The sequence below is a fragment of the Citreicella sp. C3M06 genome, from assembly GCF_018860705.1.
Taxonomy (GTDB): domain Bacteria; phylum Pseudomonadota; class Alphaproteobacteria; order Rhodobacterales; family Rhodobacteraceae; genus Salipiger.
On record NZ_JAHKQA010000075.1, the window covers coordinates 25,360 to 44,124 of the forward strand.

12 protein-coding genes are annotated in these 18,765 nt (G+C 65.4%); 6 read left to right on the forward strand and 6 right to left on the reverse strand.

Going from position 1 to position 18,765, the window contains the following annotated elements:
- Positions 1 to 121: 121 nt before the first annotated feature.
- The 3 genes from KO516_RS17720 to KO516_RS17730 all read right to left on the reverse strand — a co-directional run bounded on the left by KO516_RS17720 (position 122) and on the right by KO516_RS17730 (position 6,223).
- Positions 122 to 1,162, reverse strand: a complete 1,041-nt coding sequence (locus tag KO516_RS17720; RefSeq protein ID WP_216005124.1) for an AI-2E family transporter — start codon at positions 1,160 to 1,162, stop codon at positions 122 to 124.
- A 133-nt stretch (positions 1,163 to 1,295) separates the two neighbouring features.
- Positions 1,296 to 4,952: an efflux RND transporter permease subunit gene (locus KO516_RS17725; RefSeq protein ID WP_216005125.1), complete on the reverse strand. Its 3,657-nt coding sequence runs from the start codon at positions 4,950 to 4,952 to the stop codon at positions 1,296 to 1,298.
- The gene (locus KO516_RS17730) at positions 4,949 to 6,223 is read right to left on the reverse strand and encodes an efflux RND transporter periplasmic adaptor subunit (protein ID WP_216005126.1); all 1,275 of its coding nucleotides are present in this window, start codon (positions 6,221 to 6,223) and stop codon (positions 4,949 to 4,951) included. The genes KO516_RS17725 and KO516_RS17730 overlap by 4 nt, the downstream gene beginning before the upstream one ends.
- Before the next feature lie 192 nt (positions 6,224 to 6,415).
- On the opposite strand from KO516_RS17730, the gene KO516_RS17735 reads away from it, so the two are divergent.
- The 3 genes from KO516_RS17735 (at position 6,416) to der (ending at position 10,062) form a co-directional block, all read left to right on the forward strand.
- Positions 6,416 to 7,072: a tetratricopeptide repeat protein gene (locus tag KO516_RS17735; RefSeq protein ID WP_216005127.1), complete on the forward strand. Its 657-nt coding sequence runs from the start codon at positions 6,416 to 6,418 to the stop codon at positions 7,070 to 7,072.
- Between the two features lie 122 nt (positions 7,073 to 7,194).
- Positions 7,195 to 8,520 carry a PQQ-like beta-propeller repeat protein gene (locus KO516_RS17740; RefSeq protein WP_216005172.1) on the forward strand — a complete coding sequence of 442 codons (1,326 nt, stop codon included), beginning with the start codon at positions 7,195 to 7,197 and terminating at the stop codon, positions 8,518 to 8,520.
- A gap of 87 nt (positions 8,521 to 8,607) precedes the next feature.
- Positions 8,608 to 10,062, forward strand: coding sequence for a ribosome biogenesis GTPase Der (gene der, locus KO516_RS17745; RefSeq protein WP_216005128.1), 1,455 nt, complete (start codon positions 8,608 to 8,610; stop codon positions 10,060 to 10,062).
- Positions 10,063 to 10,207: 145 nt separating this feature from the next.
- Here der and metH read toward each other — a convergent pair whose 3' ends face one another.
- The gene (gene metH, locus KO516_RS17750) at positions 10,208 to 13,963 is read right to left on the reverse strand and encodes a methionine synthase (protein WP_216005129.1); all 3,756 of its coding nucleotides are present in this window, start codon (positions 13,961 to 13,963) and stop codon (positions 10,208 to 10,210) included.
- 164 nt (positions 13,964 to 14,127) lie between these two features.
- Here metH and KO516_RS17755 point away from each other — a divergent pair, with 164 nt between their 5' ends.
- Complete coding sequence (locus KO516_RS17755) at positions 14,128 to 14,889, forward strand: DeoR/GlpR family DNA-binding transcription regulator (protein WP_216005130.1); 762 nt, start codon at positions 14,128 to 14,130, stop codon at positions 14,887 to 14,889.
- Here the strand turns inward: KO516_RS17755 and KO516_RS17760 are convergent.
- A complete protein-coding gene (locus KO516_RS17760) occupies positions 14,881 to 16,182 on the reverse strand; it encodes an aspartate aminotransferase family protein (RefSeq protein WP_216005131.1) in 1,302 nt (433 codons plus the stop codon). The genes KO516_RS17755 and KO516_RS17760 overlap by 9 nt on opposite strands.
- Positions 16,179 to 17,174: a phosphotransferase enzyme family protein gene (locus KO516_RS17765; protein WP_216005132.1), complete on the reverse strand. Its 996-nt coding sequence runs from the start codon at positions 17,172 to 17,174 to the stop codon at positions 16,179 to 16,181. Before KO516_RS17765 ends, KO516_RS17760 begins: the two co-directional genes overlap by 4 nt.
- Positions 17,175 to 17,313: 139 nt before the next feature.
- Between KO516_RS17765 and fabG the strand changes: the two genes are divergently transcribed.
- Together fabG and KO516_RS17775 are read left to right on the forward strand one after the other, a co-directional pair.
- Entirely contained in the window at positions 17,314 to 18,093 is a 780-nt protein-coding gene (fabG, locus tag KO516_RS17770; protein WP_216005133.1) for a 3-oxoacyl-ACP reductase FabG, read from the forward strand.
- Entirely contained in the window at positions 18,093 to 18,761 is a 669-nt protein-coding gene (locus tag KO516_RS17775) for a cysteine hydrolase family protein (RefSeq protein ID WP_216005134.1), read from the forward strand. Before fabG ends, KO516_RS17775 begins: the two co-directional genes overlap by 1 nt.
- Positions 18,762 to 18,765: the final 4 nt, after the last annotated feature.

Genomic DNA, 18,765 nt, shown 5'->3' on the forward strand with positions numbered 1-18,765 from the left:
CAGCAAAATGAATGTAAGCGCGCAAACAATATTTGCCGCGATGCCCAAACATAAGAGCGTCAACGCAACCGTGTTTATCCGTGACATCACATGGATCTGACGAAACCGTGCGGCGCGGTGATCAGACCTTGCCCGAGGCCGACAGCAGGATCGCCACCGGGCGCGTGGTTTCGATCTCGGCCATGACGATGATCAGCGAGGCGGTCAGCGGCACCGCCAGCACCGCCCCTGCCAGCCCCCAGAGCGACGACCAGAAGGCCAGCGCCAGCAGCACCACAAACGGCGACAGGTTGAAGGCCCGGCTCATCATGCGCGGTTCAAGAAATCCGGCGACAAACATCTGCGCCGCAGTCAGCGCCACCATCACCGTGCCCGCCATGCCGATCGAACCGGTCTGCGCAAGGCTCAGCAGCACCGGAAACAGCACCCCGATCATCGAGCCGATGTAGGGGATGTAATTCAGCAGCGCGATCAGGATCGCCCAGAACAGCGCAAAGTCGATGCCCAGCGGCAGCATCACCCCGTAGGACAGAACGCCGAGGATGATGTTCACCACCGTCTTGACCGCAAGATAGTCGCCGACGCGGGTGTTGATGCGGTCGAACAGATCGACCGTCTTGGCCTCTTTGCGGCTGTCGCCAAGCGCGAGGCGCAGTTTGTCGGGCATACCTGCCCGTTCGGCCATGAAGAAGAAGGCGTAGAGGATCACCAGAAACACCGTGCTGCTAAAGCCGCGCAGCGAGGCAAGCACCGGGCCGATGATGGCGCCAACCTCGAACTGATCAAAGGTCAGCGCGCGGATGTTGGCCCATGTCGGCTCGTCTTCGATGCGGACCATTCTGGCAAGGCGGGTGGCCACACGATCTAGATTGCTCTCGTAGCTCGGCAGTACCACGGCAACCTGCGCAAAGGTCTCGACGACGTAGAAGCTGACCAGCACCACCAGCGCGGTGAAGGACAGCAGCACCAGCACCCGGCGCAGCAAGGCGGGCAACAGGCCAAAGCCCGGTACCTCGCCCAGACGGGTGGTCAGGTTCGACAGGATATACAGCGCGATCAGCGCAATCATGATCGGCAGCAGCACCGGTTTGCCGATGTGCAAAAGCCAGCCCAGCATGATCAGAAGAGCGACGAAATAGGCAGGTTCGCGAAACGAGATCATTCTTGGGGCCGTCTATCGTGATTGGGCAGGGCACAGGTAGGCTTGCGCGGCCATATTGCCACGCTTCGGCGAAATGACCAGAAATTAAGCAGGTTCTGGCCACCGATTGGCGGCGCTGCCAGTTTTCCCGGCGCTATTCCGCGACCTTCAGCGTTGGAGCATCCGCATGCGGGGCGGCGTCGGGCATGTCTTCCCACAGGATGGTTGGCGCCTTGATCCGCCGCGCCGCGCGCATCAGCGCCCAGTCGCGCGCCGCCCGGCTGCCCGCGCCCAGCGACAGCGCCGCCAGCGCCCGCGCGATCCAGTGCAGATAGGTCGTCGCCCAGATCCGCAGCGCCAGCATCGCGGGGGTGAAGACCAGCGTCAGCACCGTCGCCACCGCAAGGCCGAACACCACCGCCGAAGCCAGCGGTTTCCACCACAGCGATGTCGGGCTGTCGACGGTATAGCCGCCGCCGAAGAAATCGAGGCTCAGCCCAATCATCATCGGAAACAGCCCGGCGATGGTGGTGATGGTGGTCAGCAAAACCGGGCGGATGCGGTCTTCGGCGGTGCGGATGATCGCCTCGATCCGGGGCATGTAGCGGGAATAATCCTGAAACGTGTCGATCAGCACGATGTTGTTGTTCACCACGATCCCCGCCAGCGCCACCACCCCGGTGCCCGACATGATGATGCTGAAGGTCTGGTCGAGCACGATCATGCCAAGGAACACGCCCGCCGTGGACAGCACCACCGCCAGCAGCACCAGCACCGCGTTGTAAAAGCTGTTGAACTGCGCCAGCAGGATGATGAACATCAGCGCCAGCGCGGCCGAGAACGCCTGCCCGAGAAAGGCCTGACTCTCGGCCTCTTCCTCCTGATCGCCGGTCCATTCCCAGCTGATGCCAGCGGGCAGGGGGGTGGCGTTCAGCCAGTCGGTCAGCGCCGCGATCCGCTCGGCCGGGGTGACGGGGATGGCCTGCGCCCCGTCCGGGGCGGTGCCTTGCACCAGCGCATAGCGGGTGCCCCTGAGCGTGACGGTGCCCGAGGTCTCCTCGCGGCCATAGCCGGTGATCTCGCCCTCGTGATGGAAGGCCACCAGCCCTTCGACAACCCCCGCCTTGATGTCGAAATGGCGCTTCTGGTCGACCCGGTTGATCTCGGCCAGCTTGTTCACCGGCTGGCGGGTGATGAAATTCGACAGCGGCACCAGCCCGCCCGAGGTGCGCACCTTGAGCGTATCGAGGGTCGACAGCACCCGGTCGTCTTCGGGCAGGCGCACGCGGATGTCGATTTCCTCGTCCGAGCTGTCGACGCGCATGGTGTCCAGCATCAGCCCGCGCGTCACCAGCTGCACCATCGCGCCCACGGTGGCGACATCGGCGCCGTAGCGCCCGGCCTTTTCGACATCGACGTCGATCTGCCAGTCGATGCCGGGCAGGGGGCGGGTGTCTTCGATCAGGCGCAGGCCGGGCAACGAGTCAAACTTGGCACGGGCGGTGGCGGTCGCGTCCAGTAGCGCCTGCCAGTCGTCGGATTTGATCCGCAGATGCACCGGTTTGGCCGAGGCGGGGCCCATCGCGACATCGAGGATCTCGATCTGGATGCCGGGGATCGATTGCAGCGCCTGCGTCAGCTCGGCCAGCACAAGATCGCCGTCCAGCTCGGGGCGATCGCGGCGGTCTTCCCATGGCACGATCTCGATCTGGATCTGGCCGATGGTGTCCTTGGGCGGCTGCGCACCGCCGGTGTTCGATGACAGCCCGCCATCGCCGGCAAAGGCAAAGGCGGTGGCGACGCCGGGATGGGCCAGTACGATATCCTCGGCCCGGCGCACCAGCGCATCCTTTTCCTGCAGCGACAGGTTGCCGCGCGCGCGCACATAGACGATGGCCTGCTCGGGTTCGGATTCGGTAAAGAATTCCGTGCCATTGTTGTTCTCGCCATAATAGCCGAAGACCGAAATGACGAAAAAGACCACCGCCCCGATGGTCACCAGAGGCATAACCGGATTGCCCGCCACCAGCGCGATGACACGGCCAAACGGCGTGCGGCGATAGCTGCCCTTGATGCGCTTGCGGCGGTGTTCGATGCGCGCTGCGTCCATGGTGATCGAGGCCATGACGGAAAACGCCAGAAACAGCCCGATGCCGGGCAGCCAGCGCTGCCAGCCAAGATCGCCCGGTACGGTATACAGGAACGACGGGTTCAGCACCATCAGCGCGCCAAGGACCATGCCCAGCAGGGCCACCGGCACCAGCGCTGCGCGCATCCACCACTGCGGCAGGGCACGGCGCAGCGCCTCGCCCTTGCCATGCAGCCCGCGCGAAAACCGCCCCGAAACGCCCCCCATCACCGGCAGGTAGATCAGCGCCACGATCAGCGACGCCGACAGAACAAAGATCAGCGTGACTGGCAGCATGCCCATGAACTGCCCCGCAATGCCCGGCCAGAACAGCATCGGCAGGAAGGCGCAGAGCGTTGTCGCGGTAGAGGACACCACCGGCCAGAACATCCGCTTGGCGGCCTCGACATAGGCGTGCATCGGGCCGGTGCCCTGCGCGATGCGCTTGTCGGCGTATTCGACCACCACGATGGCCCCGTCCACCAGCATCCCCACCGCAAGGATCAGCCCGAACATCACGATGTTCGACACGGTGATGCCCATCGCCATCAGCAGCAGGAAACACAGCAGGAACGACGTCGGGATGGCAAAGCCCACCAGCAGAGCCGCCCGCGTTCCCAGCGCCGCCAGCACCACGATCATCACCAGCGCAATCGCCGTCAGCACCGCCCCTTCCAGCTGCTTGACCATCGAATCGACGATGCGGCTTTGATCGTTGCTGGCCGCGACGGTGACGGCGGCGCGCAGCTCGGGGGGCCAGTCGGCCTGCGCCTGCGCGACCACTGCGCGCACCGCCGCCGAGGTGTCGATCAGGTTGAACCCCTTGCGCTTGACCACCTGCAAGGCGACCGTGTTGTTGCCGTTGAACCGCGCCGTGCCGGTGCGGTCCTCGAAGGTCAGCGCGATGCTGGCCAGATCGCCCAGCGTCACCACCCGGTCACCATTGACCTTGACCGGCAGGTCGTAGATGTCGCGCGGCTCGTCAAAGCTCGACGGGATTTTGACCGAAAAGCTGCCGGTGTCGCTGGTCACCTCGCCCGCCGCCACCAGCATGTTGTTGTTCTGCACCACGTTGACAAGCTCGGGCGCGGTGACGTTGTAGGATTCCAGCCGCAGCGGGTCGATGACCACCTCGACCATCTCGTCGCGATTGCCGGCGATGCCGGCTTCGAGCACCGAGTCCAGCCCCTCGACCCGGTCCTGCAGATCGCGCGCCACCTGCGCCATGGTGCGCTCGGGCACCGGGCCGGTCAGCGAGATGATCAGGATGGGAAATTCCGAAAAGTTGATCTCGTTGATGCTGTAGCTTTCGGCCCCGTCGGGGAAATCTCCTGAGGCAGTGGTCATTGCATCGCGCACATCGGCCATGATCTGCGTCTTGTCCCAGCCGAATTCGAATTCCAGCGCGACCCCGGCGTAGCCTTCGGCGGCAGTGCCCGACAGGGTCTTGAGCCCGTCGAGATCCGACAATTCGGTTTCCATCGGCTTGACCAGCAGCTTTTCGCTGTCTTCAGCGGAAATGCCGGGGAAGGGGACAGAGATGAACAGCGCCGGGATCTCGATATCCGGCTCGCCTTCCTTGGGCAGCGTCGCATAGGCCCATGCCCCCGCCACGATGCTCAGCACGATGAAGGCCATGACCATCCGTGCCCGCTGCGCGGCCCAGTCGACAAGCCCGGTCATGGCAGCACGCTTTCGAAGGATGCCGTGACCGGCACGCCGTCGGTGACGTATTCCTGACCCACGGTGATGATGTCGACCCGGCGCGGCAGTCCGCCCAGCCAGATCCCGGCGCGGGTGTCGCGCAGCACGGTGACCGGCAGGAACATCGCGGTGCCGTCGCCCGCGACCGAGCGCACGCCCAGCCGCCCGTCATCGTCCAGCGTCAGGGCCGATTGCGGCACCAGATGGGCCAGCGCGCCCGCGGCCTCGATGCCGATCTCGACGGTTTGCCCGGCGCGGATGGCGTGGCCAGGGTTGGGCAGGGTGATCTCGACCAGAAAGGTGCGGGTGGTCTCGTCGGCGCGGCTTGCGACATGGGTGACGGTGCCGGTGATGGTCTCGCCCCCCGCCAGCCGCGCCCCGGCGCGCGCGCCCGGCATGACGCGGGACACATCGGTTTCAGGCACGTAACCGACCAGCTTGATCGGATCCAGTTGCAGCACCGTGGCGCAGCGGGTGCCGACCGACATCAGGGTGCCAAGCTCGGCGGTGTCGGTCTCGAGCACCCCGGCAAAAGGCGCGGTGATGTCGAGATTGTCGACATCGGTCTTGGCGCGGGCCACGGCAGCGCGGGCGCTTTCGATCTGCGCCTCAAGGCTGCCAATGCCCGAGGCCGCCGCCTTGATCCCGGCTTCGGCGCTGCGCACCCCGGCCTCGGCTGCGCGCTGCGTGGCACGGGCCGCGGCCAGCGACGTTCTGGAGGAATAGCCGCTTTGCGATAGTTTCTCGGCGGCGGTCAGGTTGATCTGCGCTTCTTCCAGCCGCGCCTGTGCCTGCAGCAGGGCTGCTTCGGCTTCGGGGATGCGGGACTCGACCTGCGGGCGCTGCGCGCGCGCTTCGGCCAGCGCCGCCTCGGCTTCGATCAGCGAAACGCCGGTGGTGCCCGGATCGAGCCGGCACAGCAGATCGCCCGCCGTCACCTCTGTGCCGCCGGGGATCGGCTCGGAAATCACCCGCCCGGCGATCTCGGCCGCCACCTGCACCTCGCGCGAGGCCTGCGTCTGGCCGCGCAGCAACACCGCATCGTCGATTTCCTGCGCCTGCGAATGCAGCGCCATCACCGCAACGGTGCCGGGGGCATCCTCGGGCGCGGGGGCAGGGGCGGCGGCGGTCTCGGGCTGCTCAGCGGGGGCGATGTCGCGTGCCCAGCCCAGCAATCGGTCGCGCTCCATCACGACCCCGTAAAGAACGGCGATGACGACAATCGCGGTGAGGATCGAGACAGGACGCATGGGCAAGGGCTTTCGACGGTCTTACTGGGCGCGGTTTCCGTGATAAGGGGATTCGCTCGACAGGTCTTGACGTGAATTTGAACCAGCCGGTTCAGGTTAGCCGCGCCCGTAACACCGATCAAGCGGGCGCGGCCTTGGCATGGCGGGTCTCGGGTTGTAAGGAAAGGCCGAACAACCCGAGCGAGGCCGCCCTTGAGCAATCCGGACAGTTTCATCGACGAGGTGACCGAAGAGGTTCGCCGCGACAAGCTTTATGCGCTGTTGAAGCGTTACGGCTGGATCGGCATCGTCGCAGTGCTTGCGCTGGTTGGCGGGGCGGCATGGCACGAATACAGCCAGTCGCAGAAGCGTGTGCAGGCGCAGGCGCTGGGCGACGAGGTACTCGGCGCGCTCGACGCCGAGACCCCCGAGGCCCGCGTCGCGCAGCTGTCGGCGATCGATGCGCCAACGCCGCAGACTCGCGCCGTGGTTGCCATGCTGCTGGCGGCGGATGCGGCGCAGGATGGCGCGCCGGACACCGCCGCGCAGGCGCTGGAATCAGTGACCGTCGATGGCGAATTGCCGGAGATCTACCGCGAAATCGCCACATGGAAGGCGATGACCCTGCAAGACAGTCCGCTGAGCCTTGAGGACCGGCGTGCCGGGCTCGAAGGTCTTGCGGTGCCCGGCAAGCCCTTGCGGCTGCTTGCCGAAGAGCAGCTTGCCCTGCTGGACATCGAGGCCGGCAGCACCGATGCTGCGCTGGAACGGCTGCGGCGCATCCTTGAGGATTCCGAGATCACCGCGGGCTTGCGCCAGCGCGCGTCTCAGTTGATTGTGGCTTTGGGCGGAACGCCCAATGACGAATAAAACGGGGCGGAACGCCCGATGACAGCTAACGCTGGGCGGAGCGCCCGATGACGGGTCAGACAGAGCGCCCAATGCCGGGAAAACCGGCACAGGGCAGGCAGGAACGGCAGGGGGCAGGTCTTTTGCGCATCACGATGATTTCGGCGGGGCTGGTCGGCCTGACGCTGCTGGCCGCCTGCGAAGAACCCGAGCCGATCCTGCGGGGCGAGCGCTATGGCACCCGCGAAGTGCTGCGCACCGCCGCCCCGGATGCGGCGACTCCGGTGAACAGCGCCCGCCCTGTGGCGGTGCCCGCCCCGGTGAATAATGCCGACTGGGCGCAGGCCCCGGTGTCGCCCTTTGCACGCACCGGCAACGCGGCGCTGAGCCGCGCGCCCGCGCTGGCCTTTGCGGTGAACATCGGCACCGGCGATGGCAAGCGCACGCGGCTCAATGTCGATCCGGTGGTCGGCGGTGGGCGGGTGTTCGTGATGGATGCAGGCCATGTGGTCAGCGCCGTGACACCCTCCGGCCAGATCGCCTGGCGCAAACCGATGATCCCGGTTCGCGACGCTGCTGATCAGGCGCAGGGCGGCGGGCTGGCCTATGACAACGGGCGGCTTTACGTGACCTCGGGCTTTGGCCGGGTGACGGCGCTGGATGCAGCCTCTGGGGCCGAAATCTGGACGCAGCGCCTTGGCAACACCGCCACTGGCGCGCCGAGTGTGGCGGGCGGGCTGGTCTACCTGACCTCGGGCGACGAGCTGGGCTGGGCGATTGAGGCCGATACCGGGCGCATCCGCTGGGATTCGACCGGGCTTGGCGACATCAACAACGTTGCCGGCGCGCCGACGCCTGCGGTGTCGGACGATCTGGTGATCTTTGCCTATGGCAGCGGCGGCGTGCAGGCTCTGTTCCGGCAGGGCGGGCTGCGGCGCTGGTCGGCGGATGTGGTTGGCACGCGGCAGGGCTCTGCCCTTGCCACGGTGACCGACATCACCGGCGGGCCGGTGATTTCTGGCAACAAGGTCTTTGTCGGCAATCATTCGGGCCGGGTGGTCGGCTTCAACCTCGACAGCGGCGAGCGGCTCTGGACGGCAAAGCTGGGCGCACTGGGGCCGGTCTGGTCCACGACAGATTCGGTGTTCCTCGTTTCGGATGAAAACCGCCTCGTGCGGCTGGATGCCAACAGCGGCGAGCAGGTCTGGGCGGTGGAACTTCCTGGCTATGTCGCGGTGCGCAAGCCGCAGCGCAAGCGCGACTCGGCCTATGCGCATCACGGCCCGATCATGGCGGGCGGACGACTGGTCGTCGCCTCATCCGACGGGCTGCTGCGCAGCTTCGATCCGGTCAATGGTGCGCTGCTCTCGGCCATTCCCATTCCGGGGGGCGCTACAACCGCTCCTGTGGTCGCAGGCGGCACGCTTTATGTGGTCAGCGCCACGGGCCAGTTGCTGGCCTATCGCTGAGCCTGCGAAAGCGCCCCCTTTCGCGGGGGGCGCAAATGCGCTATCGGGGCGGCTTGTGATCCAATGCCGTGATCCGGGGTGCCTGTCATGTCCTTCTCTCTCGCCATCGTGGGCCGCCCGAATGTCGGCAAGTCCACGCTCTTCAACCGCCTTGTCGGCAAACGTCTGGCGCTGGTCGACGACCAGCCCGGCGTGACGCGCGATCTGCGCGAGGGCGAAGGGCGGCTCGGCGATCTTCGCTTCACCGTGATCGACACGGCCGGGCTTGAAGACGCCACCGACGACAGCCTTCCGGGGCGGATGCGTCGCCTGACCGAACGCGGCGTCGACATGGCCGATATCTGCCTGTTCCTGATCGACGCGCGCGCCGGGGTGACCCCGACCGACGAGATCTTTGCCGAGATCCTGCGCAAGCGGGCCAAGCACGTGATCCTCGCCGCCAACAAGGCCGAAGGCTCTGCCGCCGAGGCTGGCGTGCTCGAGGCCTATGGGCTGGGCCTGGGTGAACCGCTGCGCCTGTCGGCTGAGCATGGCGAAGGGATGCCCGACCTCTATGGCGTGCTGCAGCCGCTGGCGGATCAATTCGCCGAGCGCGCCGCCGCCGAATCCCCGGAGACCGACGTCGCGCTTTCGGAAGATGACGATCCCGACAGCCCGCTGCCGAAGATCACCGATGCGCGCCCGATGCAGATCGCCGTGGTGGGCCGCCCGAACGCGGGCAAATCGACGCTGATCAACAAGATCCTTGGCGAAGACCGCCTGCTGGTCGGCCCCGAAGCCGGGATTACCCGCGATGCCATCTCGGTGCGCATCGACTGGCAGGGCACGCCGATGCGCATCTTCGACACGGCGGGGATGCGCAAAAAGGCCAAAGTGCAGGAAAAGCTGGAAAAGCTTTCGGTCTCCGACGGCCTGCGCGCCGTCAAGTTCGCCGAGGTGGTGGTGGTGCTTCTGGATGCGGCGATTCCCTTCGAACAGCAGGATCTACGGATCGCCGACCTTGCCGAGCGGGAGGGGCGCGCCGTGGTGGTCGCTGTCAACAAATGGGACGTCGAAGAGCACAAGCAGGAAAAGCTGATGGCCCTGAAGGAAGCGTTCGACCGCCTGCTGCCGCAGTTGCGCGGCGCGCCCCTTGTCACGGTATCGGCCAAAACCGGGCGCGGGCTCGACCGGCTGAACGCCGCGATCATCAAGGCGTGGGAAACCTGGAACGCCCGCGTGACAACCGGACAGTTGAACCGCTGGCTCGAAGGCATGGTGGCCTCGCACCCGCCTCCCGCGCCGCAGGGCAAGCGCATCAAGCTGCGCTATATGACGCAGGCGAAGACGCGCCCGCCCGCCTTCGTGGTGAAATGCTCGCATCCGGACAAGATGCCGGAGAGCTATGCGCGCTATCTGGTGAACGGTCTGCGTGAAAGCTTCGACATGCCCGGCACACCGATCCGGCTTTATATGCGCGATGCGTCTGACAAGAATCCCTACAAAGGCCGTCGCGAAAAGAATGCAGGCGCGCTGACGAAACACCTCGGCAAAAAGAACTGACGGCGCGCCCCGCCGCAGAAACGCATTGGGGGCCAGCCCCCAAACCCCCGGAGTTTAAGGGCAAGATGAAGGGGCGGGCGCCTGCGCTTCATCTTGCTAGATAAACTCCGGGGGTGAGGCCGCAAGGCCGAGGGGGCTGGCCCCCTTACTCTGCTGCCACCGCATTGCCCGGTACGTAATTGAGAATCGGGGCAAGCCAGCGTTCGGTGTCCTCTGTGGTCATGCCCTTACGTGCGGCGTAATCCTCGACCTGGTCCCGTTCGACGCGCGCCACACCGAAATAGTAGCTGTCCGGGTGTCCGATATAGAGGCCAGAGACCGATGAGCCCGGCCACATGGCAAAGCTCTCGGTAAGCTCGACGCCGGTGGCCTCGGTCGCCCCCAGCAGCGCGAACAAGGTATCCTTTTCGGTGTGATCGGGCTGGGCAGGGTAGCCGGGGGCGGGGCGAATGCCTGCGTATTTCTCGGCGATGAGATCGGCTGTGGAGGTGGTCTCGTCAGCTGCGTAGCCCCAGAGTTCCTTGCGGACTTTTTCGTGCAGGCGCTCGGCGAGTGCCTCGGCAAAGCGGTCGGCGAGCGCCTTGACCATGATCGAGCGGTAATCATCATGCGCCGCCTCGAAGCGTTTCGCGATGGCCTCTTCTTCGGCGCCTGCGGTCACCACAAAGCCGCCGACGTAGTCGGGCTTGCCCTCTGGCGCGACGAAATCGGACAGCGCCACGTTGGGCCGGCCTTCGCGCTTTGCGGTCTGCTGGCGCAGGGTGTGCAGGGTCGCTAGCGGCTGGGTGCGGGTCTCGTCGGTGTAAAGCGCGATGTCATCACCGACCGCATTGGCGGGCCAGAAGCCGACCACGGCCTTGGGCGAGAACCATTTCTCGGCGATGATCTGGTCCAGCATCTCTTTTGCATCGGCGAACAGGGCGCGGGCGGCTTCGCCCTGCTTGGGATCGTCGAGGATCTTTGGGTAGACGCCCTTCATCTCCCAGGTCTGGAAAAACGGCGTCCAGTCGATGTATTCCGCCAGCTCTGCCAGATCCCAGTCGGGCAGCGTCTGGTTGCCGAGGAAGCTTGGCGCGGGGACGTGGTTGCCAAAGTCGAGCTTCAGCGCATTGTCGCGTGCCTGCTGGATGCTGATGCGCTTTTTCGCCAGTTCGGCGCGGGCGTGCTTTTCGGCAACATCGGTGTATTCGCTTTGGATATTTGCCACATACTCCGGCTTTTGCGTCGGAGAGAGCAGCGAACTGACCACGCCCACGGCGCGGCTGGCATCGGTGACATAGACCGCCTGGCCCTTGCCATAGCGCGGGTGAATCTTCACCGCCGTATGCACACGGCTGGTGGTCGCGCCGCCAATCAGCAGCGGGATATCAAGCCCGGTGCGTTCCATTTCCGACGCCACATGCACCATCTCGTCGAGCGACGGGGTGATCAGGCCGGACAGGCCGATGATGTCCACGCCTTCGGCCTTGGCCGTCGCGAGGATCTTTTCGGCGGAGACCATGACGCCCAGGTCGATGATCTCGTAATTGTTGCAGGCCAGCACGACGCCGACGATGTTCTTGCCGATGTCGTGCACATCGCCCTTCACCGTCGCCATCAGCACCTTTCCAGCGCTTTCGCGACCCTCGCCGCCGTTCAGGCGCTTTTCTTCCTCCATGAAGGGCAGCAGGACGGCGACCGCCTGTTTCATCACGCGGGCGGATTTGACCACCTGCGGCAGGAACATCTTGCCCGCGCCGAACAGGTCGCCAACCACGTTCATCCCCGCCATCAGCGGCCCTTCGATGACATGCAGCGGGCGCTCGGCGACAAGGCGCGCCTCTTCGGTGTCGGCTTCGATGAATTCGGTGATGCCGTTTACCAGCGCGTGTTCCAGCCGCTTCTCAACCGGCAGTTCGCGCCACGACATATCCTTTTCGCGCGGTTTTGCGCCGCCGGTGCCGCGGTAACGCTCGGCGATCTCGAGCATGTTCTCGGTGGCCTCGGGCGTGCGGTTCAGCACCACGTCTTCGCAGGCCTCGCGCAGGTCGGCGTCGATCTGGTCGTAGACCGCCAGCTGTCCGGCGTTGACGATGCCCATGTCCATGCCGTTCTGGATGGCGTGATAGAGGAACACTGCGTGCATCGCCTCGCGCACGGGCTCGTTGCCGCGAAAGCTGAACGACAGGTTCGACACGCCGCCCGAAATATGCACATGCGGGCAATCGGTGGTGATGCGCCGGGTGGCTTCGATGAAATCGACGCCGTAATTGTTGTGTTCCTCGATGCCCGTCGCCACGGCAAAGACGTTGGGATCAAAGATGATGTCTTCGGGCGGGAACCCCACCTTTTCGGTCAGCAGCTTGTAGGCGCGGGTGCAGATTTCGACCTTGCGATCCTCGGTATCGGCCTGTCCCTTTTCGTCAAACGCCATGACGATGACCGCAGCACCGTAGCGGCGGCACAGCGTGGCCTGCTCAAGGAACGCCTCTTCGCCTTCCTTCATCGAGATGGAATTAACCACGGGCTTGCCCTGAACGCATTTCAGGCCAGCCTCGATGATCTCCCATTTCGAGCTGTCGATCATCACCGGAACGCGGGCGATGTCCGGCTCGGCGGCGATCAGGTTGAGAAATTCGACCATCGCCTGTTTGGAATCGATCAGGCCTTCGTCCATGTTGATGTCGATGATCTGCGCGCCCGCCTCGACCTGATCGCGGGCGACATCCAGTGCGGCGGCGTAATCGGCATTGGTGATCAGCTTGCGGAACTTGGCCGAGCCGGTGACGTTGGTGCGCTCGCCCACGTTGACGAAGGGAATGTCCTTGGTCAGCGTATAGGGTTCGAGCCCCGAAAGTTTCATCAGCGGTTGGGCCTCGGGGATGGTGCGGGGCTTGTGGCCCTCGACCGCCTTGGCGACAGCGGCGATGTGCTCATAGGTTGACCCGCAGCAGCCGCCAACCACGTTCAGCAGCCCCTCGGCGGCGAAACCTTCGATCAGCGCGGCCATTTCCTCGGGGGTCTGGTCGTATTCCCCCATCTCGTTGGGCAGGCCAGCGTTGGGGTAGGCGCAGGTCAGCGTGTCAGCGACGCCCGCGATTTCGGCAAGGTGAGGCCGCATCGCATCGGCGCCAAGCGCGCAGTTCAGGCCCACGGTCCACGGCTGGGCGTGGCGCACCGAATGCCAGAAGGCGGTGGGGGTCTGGCCCGACAGCGTGCGACCCGACAGGTCGGTGATGGTGCCCGAGATCATCACCGGCAGGCGGGTGCCGGTCTCTTCGAACACTTCCTCGCAGGCAAAGATCGCGGCCTTGGCATTGAGGGTGTCGAAGATCGTTTCGATCAGCACGATGTCGATGCCGCCCTCGATCAGCCCGCGCAGCTGCTGGGCATAGGCGATGCGCAGATCGTCGAAGCTGACGGCGCGGTAGCCGGGGTTGTTCACATCGGGCGAAATCGACGCGGTGCGGTTGGTCGGCCCAAGCGCGCCCGCGACAAAGCGGTGGCGGCCATCGGTCGCTTCGGCCCGGTCCATTGCCTTGCGTGCCAGCCGCGCGCCTTCGACGTTCAGATCATGCACTGCCGCCTGCATGTCGTAATCGGCCTGCGCGATGGTGGTCGATGAAAACGTGTTGGTTTCCACGATATCCGCGCCGACCATGGCATAGCGGTAATGGATGTCCTCGATCACGTCGGGCGCGGTGAGGTTCAGGATGTCATTGTTGCCCTGCTGCGGCTTGTCGCTGGCGTGCGGCAGGTGGCAGGTGCAGGCGCCGCCGCCGCAGCCCTGAAAATCGCCCTCGGCAAGGCCGAGCTTCTGGATCTGTGTGCCCATCGCGCCGTCAAGGATCAGGATGCGATCCTTGGCGGCGGCGGCGAGCTGGTCGAAGACGGGCGAGCGAACGGGGGCGGTACGAGTCATGACATATCCTGCTGGGCTTTGCGTTCATGTATCCTTCACGGGGCCTGATTTCCAACTCATATTGAGCAAGGAGATTATGAGTTTCGTTCACAATGGCCTGTGCGGGCGGGGTTGCGGGCTGCGCGGCGCTCTGCTTGGATCGCGCGCAAAGCAGGAGGCCGGGCATGTCACGCCGCAAGGATGCGCGTCAGAAACAGATTCTCGACCGGCTGGCGATCACCCCGACGCTGCGGGTGGGGCAACTGGCGCGCGGCTTTGAGGTGACCACCGAAACCATCCGGCGCGATCTGGAAGAGCTGGCGGCGCAGGGGCTGATCGCGCGCACCTATGGCGGGGCGATGCTGCGCCGCGAGGTCGAACCGGCGCTGGCAGAGCGGCATCTTGATCTGGTCGCGGAACGCGCCGCCATCGCGCGCGAAGCGGTGCGGATGATGGCGGGGGCGCGGGTGGTGATGCTGGGCTCGGGGGCGACAACGACGCTGCTGGCGCAGCGCATGGCGCTGGATCTGGGCGATCTGACGGTGATCGCCCACAGCACCAGCATCGCGGCGGCGCTGGCGGCGAACCCGAAGATACAGGTGATCATGGCGCCGGGGCTGTACCACGCGGGCGAGGGTGCGATGCACGGTGCGCAGACGGTGCGGTTTCTGTCCGATTACAGCGCCGATTGGGCGGTGTGCGGGGCCAGCGCGCTGTCACCGCTGGGGCCGTCGGATGCGTTGATCGAGGCGGGCGAGGTCTATGCCACCATGATGGGGCAATGCGCCCGCACCATGGTTGTCGCGGATCATACCAAGTTTGATCGCATCGCCACGGCGCGCTACGCCGATTGGGGCGAGCTGGATGCGCTGGTGAGCGACGCCGCCCCCACCGGCCCGCTGGCGCAGGCGCTGGCCGCGGCGGGAGTCGCTGTACGTCTAGCCTGACACGGCGCGCTCGAACGCGTCGAGAAACTGCGCCGCCTCTGCGGCGTCAAGGCACAGCGGAGGGCGCAGTTTCAGCGTTGCGCCATAGCGCCCCGCCGCCCCGATCAGCACACCGGATGCGCGCATCGCGTCGATGACCTGTGTGGTAAAGACGGGATCCGGCGCGCCGTCCCGTATCAGATCGACGCCAAGGAACAACCCCGCGCCGCGCAGTTGCCCAATGCGCTCCGAGCCTTTGGCGATGGTTTGCAAGCCCGCCATCAACTGCGCGCCAATGCTGGCGGCATTGTGCTGAAGCCCTTCGGCCTCGATCACCCGCAGCACCGCCAGCCCGGCGGCGGCGGCCACCGGATTGCCGCCGAAGGTGTTGAAATAGCCGGTTTCGGCGCAAAAGCTTTGCAGATGCGCGGGCCGCGCCGCCATACCGGCCATGGGAAAGCCGTTGCCCATGGGTTTGCCCATGGTGACGATATCGGGCGCTACCCCGTGGCGTTCAAATCCCCAGAAGCCGCCGCCGGTACGGCCAAACCCCGGCTGCACCTCGTCGGCGATCAGCAGACCGCCAGCCGCCTGCACCGCCTTGGCGGCAGGGCGCAGAAAGCCGGGCGGATCGGCGAACACCCCGTCCGAGCTGAAGATGCTGTCGACCAGCAGCGCCGCCACGCCATGCCCGCGCGCCGCCAGCCGGGCCATCGCCTCTGTCACCGCTTGGGCGAAACCGCCCGCGATGTCGTCTCCATAAGCGGCGCTGCCCGGCGCGGGCACGGTTTCGACCCAATCGGGCGGCGCGCCGCGCTTCATCGCCGAGGGCGAGACGTCGGTCACCAGCGCCGTGTTGCCATGATAGGCGGTCTGGGTGACGATCACGCCGCGCGCGCCGGTGGCGGCAAACGCCACCCGCAGTGCCAGATCATTCGCTTCGCTGCCCGAACAGGTCAATATCACGTTGCTCAGCGGCTCTGGCAGCCGGGCCTTCAGCGCCTCGAGATAGTCATCCACCACGCCGACCAGATAGCGCGTGTTGGTGTTGAGCCGGGCGATCTGAGCGCTGATTGCGCGCACCACCTCGGGGTGGGAATGCCCGACCGAGGGCACGTTGTTGTAGAAATCCAGATAGCGCGTGCCGTCCGCCGCCTGCATCCACGCGCCTTGTGCGCTGATCATCTCGATCGGCTGGCGGTAGAACAGCACCGAGGCCGCGCCAAGGTTGTCCAGCCGCCGCTGCACCTTCCCCGTCGTGCCCTTGCTGGCGTCAAAGGCGTTCATGTCGAGGATCTGGCGGATGTCGCTCATGCCTCGGCCTGCAGATAGGCTTTGGCCAGCGCCACGGTGCCGGCGGTATAAGCGCCATGGCCCGCGTCGGCGGCGGTTTGCGTTTCCGCATGCGAGGCGATCCACGCGGTCAGCAGCAGGCGGCGGAACATCACGAAGCTTGGGATCATCGCCTCGTGTTCAGCGTCCAGCGGGGCGATCGTGCGATAGCCCTTCAGCCAAGCAGCCTGAAGCGCGGGGATATAGGGTTCGGTTTCGTAAAAGGAAATCGCGGCGGCGAAATCATAGATGAACCACGAAAAGCCGCAGTCGTCGAAATCGATGACGCCCAGCTTGTCGCCGTCCTGCAACAGGTTAGCCAGCCGCAGATCGGCATGCACCAGCCCGAAGCGGTCCGCGCCCTTGCCGTAATCGTCGAGCTTGCGTTTGAGCACGTCGCACAGCGTTTCGAGCACCGCGCGCCCTTCGTCATCCAGCCCCAGGGCCGCGCGCCAGTCGCCCCACAGCGGCTGCGCCCCGAAGGCGCTGTCGAAATCCCATGTCTTGCGGGTAAAGCCCTGCGGCGGTTGCCAGCCTTGCGCCTGCCGGTGCAGCCGGGCCGAGATCGCGCCCAGCAGTTCGAACCCCGGTGCAAGGCTTTCGCCGGCGCTGGGTTCATCGCCGGGCATGAAGGCAAAACCGACCACGTGGCGGGTATCGTTGCCATCGCTGAATTGTGCGACATGGCCGCCGCTGGCCAGCGTCAACGGCGCGGGCGTGTCGATGGCACCCGAAGCACGCAGCGTCTCGATCCATGCCAGTTCGGACTCGATCTCGGCCAAGGTATGATAGGCGGGGCGGTGCACCCGCAGGATGATCGGCGCGCGGCCCGGATCGCTGGCAAGAAAGGTGGCGTTTTCCGACAGGGTCAGCAGCCGCACATCGGCATCGGGGCCAAGCCCCCATTCATGGCGCAGCGACAGCGCGCCCTGCCGCAGCCGTTCGGTAAAGCCTTCATCATACAGACCTGCCATCTGATGCCCTTTTCTTTTGCACGCCCTGTCTCGCTAGGGCTGAAATCTGCGACTTGCAACATTTTCACCTGTACTTGCACTGGTGGGCACGGTGTCATCCAGCAAACGCCCAATTTCCAGACAATAGCAGGGGGAGCGGATGCTCACATCCATCGCAGGCAAATCGGTCATCGTGACAGGCGGTTCCAAAGGCATCGGGCGCGGCATCGCCGAGATCTTCGCGGCGCAGGGCGCCACGGTGATGATCGCGGCCCGCGGCGAAGAGGCGGCGCAGCTGGCCGTCGCCGAGATCGAGGCCGCGGGCGGCACCGCAGCCTATCACCTGACCGATGTGGCCGATTGGGACAGCGTGCAAGAGATGGTCGCCGCCACTGTCAGCGCCTTCGGCGGCGTCGATATCCTGTGCGCCAACGCGGGGATCTTTCCGCAGGTCAAGATGGTCGACATGTCGCCGGACGACTGGGATCACGTCATGTCGGTGAACCTCAAGTCCAGCTTCCTGTGCGTCAAGGCGTGCATCCCGCTGTTCGAAAAGGCGGGCAAGGGGCGCGTGGTGCTGACCTCGTCGATCACCGGGCCGGTCACCGGTTATCCGGGCTGGGCGCATTACGGCGCGTCGAAATCTGGCCAGCTGGGGTTTTTGAAAACCGCCGCGATGGAACTGGCGCGCTACAACACCACGATCAACGCGGTGCTGCCCGGCAATATCATGACCGAAGGGCTGGCCGGGCTGGGGCAGGACTACCTTGATGCCATGGCCGCCTCGATCCCGCTGAAACGGCTGGGCGCGGTGGCCGATATCGGCAATGCGGCGCTGTTCTTTGCCTCGGACGAGGCGGGCTATGTCACCGGCCAGCAGATCGTGGTGGACGGCGGGCAGATCCTGCCCGAGAGCCTTGATGCGATCGGCGAGATCTGATGGGCTGGAAGACAAATTGGCGCAGTTTCTACTATGAAACCGCACCGGAACCCGAGGATATCGTGCTGGATCGGGCGCGCACGGCGCTGCTGGTGATCGACATTCAGAACACCTATCTTGAGGTGCCCGGCGATCCGGTCGAAGCCGCCCGTTGGCAGCCGTTTCTGGACAGGATGCACGGCACGGTGATCCCGAACACCGCCGCGCTTCAGACTTGGGCGCGCGCACAGGGCATCGAAGTGCTGCACGCTCGCATCGCCTGCCTGACGCGCGACGGGCGCGACCGATCCCTTAGCCAGAAAAAGCCGGGCTTCAACAATCTGTTGCTGCCAAAGGACGAGCACGCCTCGCAGAACGTCCCCGCCGTGGCGCCGGTTGCGGACGAGATCGTGGTGACCAAGACCACCGACAGCGCGCTGACCGGCAGCAACCTGCGCATGGTGCTGCACAATCTGGGCATTCGCGATGTCATCGTGGCAGGTATCTTTACCGACCAATGCATCAGCTCTTCGGTGCGCAGCCTTGCCGATGAGAGCTTTGGCGTTGTCGTGGTCGAGGATTGCTGCGCCGCCGCCACGCGGGAACTGCACGAGGCAGAGCTGCGGATCCTCAACATGATCTACTGCCATGTGGTGAGCAGCGAGGAGGTCCGCAGCTTTCTGGGGTAGGGGG

Coding starts and splice junctions, on each gene's coding strand:
- KO516_RS17720 (WP_216005124.1), bottom strand. CDS start 1,162: ATGATCTCGTTTCGCGAACCTGCCTATTTCGTCGCTCTTCTGATCATG.
- KO516_RS17730 (WP_216005126.1), bottom strand. CDS start 6,223: ATGCGTCCTGTCTCGATCCTCACCGCGATTGTCGTCATCGCCGTTCTT.
- KO516_RS17775 (WP_216005134.1), top strand. CDS start 18,093: ATGGGCTGGAAGACAAATTGGCGCAGTTTCTACTATGAAACCGCACCG.
- KO516_RS17755 (WP_216005130.1), top strand. CDS start 14,128: ATGTCACGCCGCAAGGATGCGCGTCAGAAACAGATTCTCGACCGGCTG.
- KO516_RS17760 (WP_216005131.1), bottom strand. CDS start 16,182: ATGAGCGACATCCGCCAGATCCTCGACATGAACGCCTTTGACGCCAGC.
- fabG (WP_216005133.1), top strand. CDS start 17,314: ATGCTCACATCCATCGCAGGCAAATCGGTCATCGTGACAGGCGGTTCC.
- der (WP_216005128.1), top strand. CDS start 8,608: ATGTCCTTCTCTCTCGCCATCGTGGGCCGCCCGAATGTCGGCAAGTCC.
- KO516_RS17765 (WP_216005132.1), bottom strand. CDS start 17,174: ATGGCAGGTCTGTATGATGAAGGCTTTACCGAACGGCTGCGGCAGGGC.
- KO516_RS17725 (WP_216005125.1), bottom strand. CDS start 4,952: ATGACCGGGCTTGTCGACTGGGCCGCGCAGCGGGCACGGATGGTCATG.
- metH (WP_216005129.1), bottom strand. CDS start 13,963: ATGACTCGTACCGCCCCCGTTCGCTCGCCCGTCTTCGACCAGCTCGCC.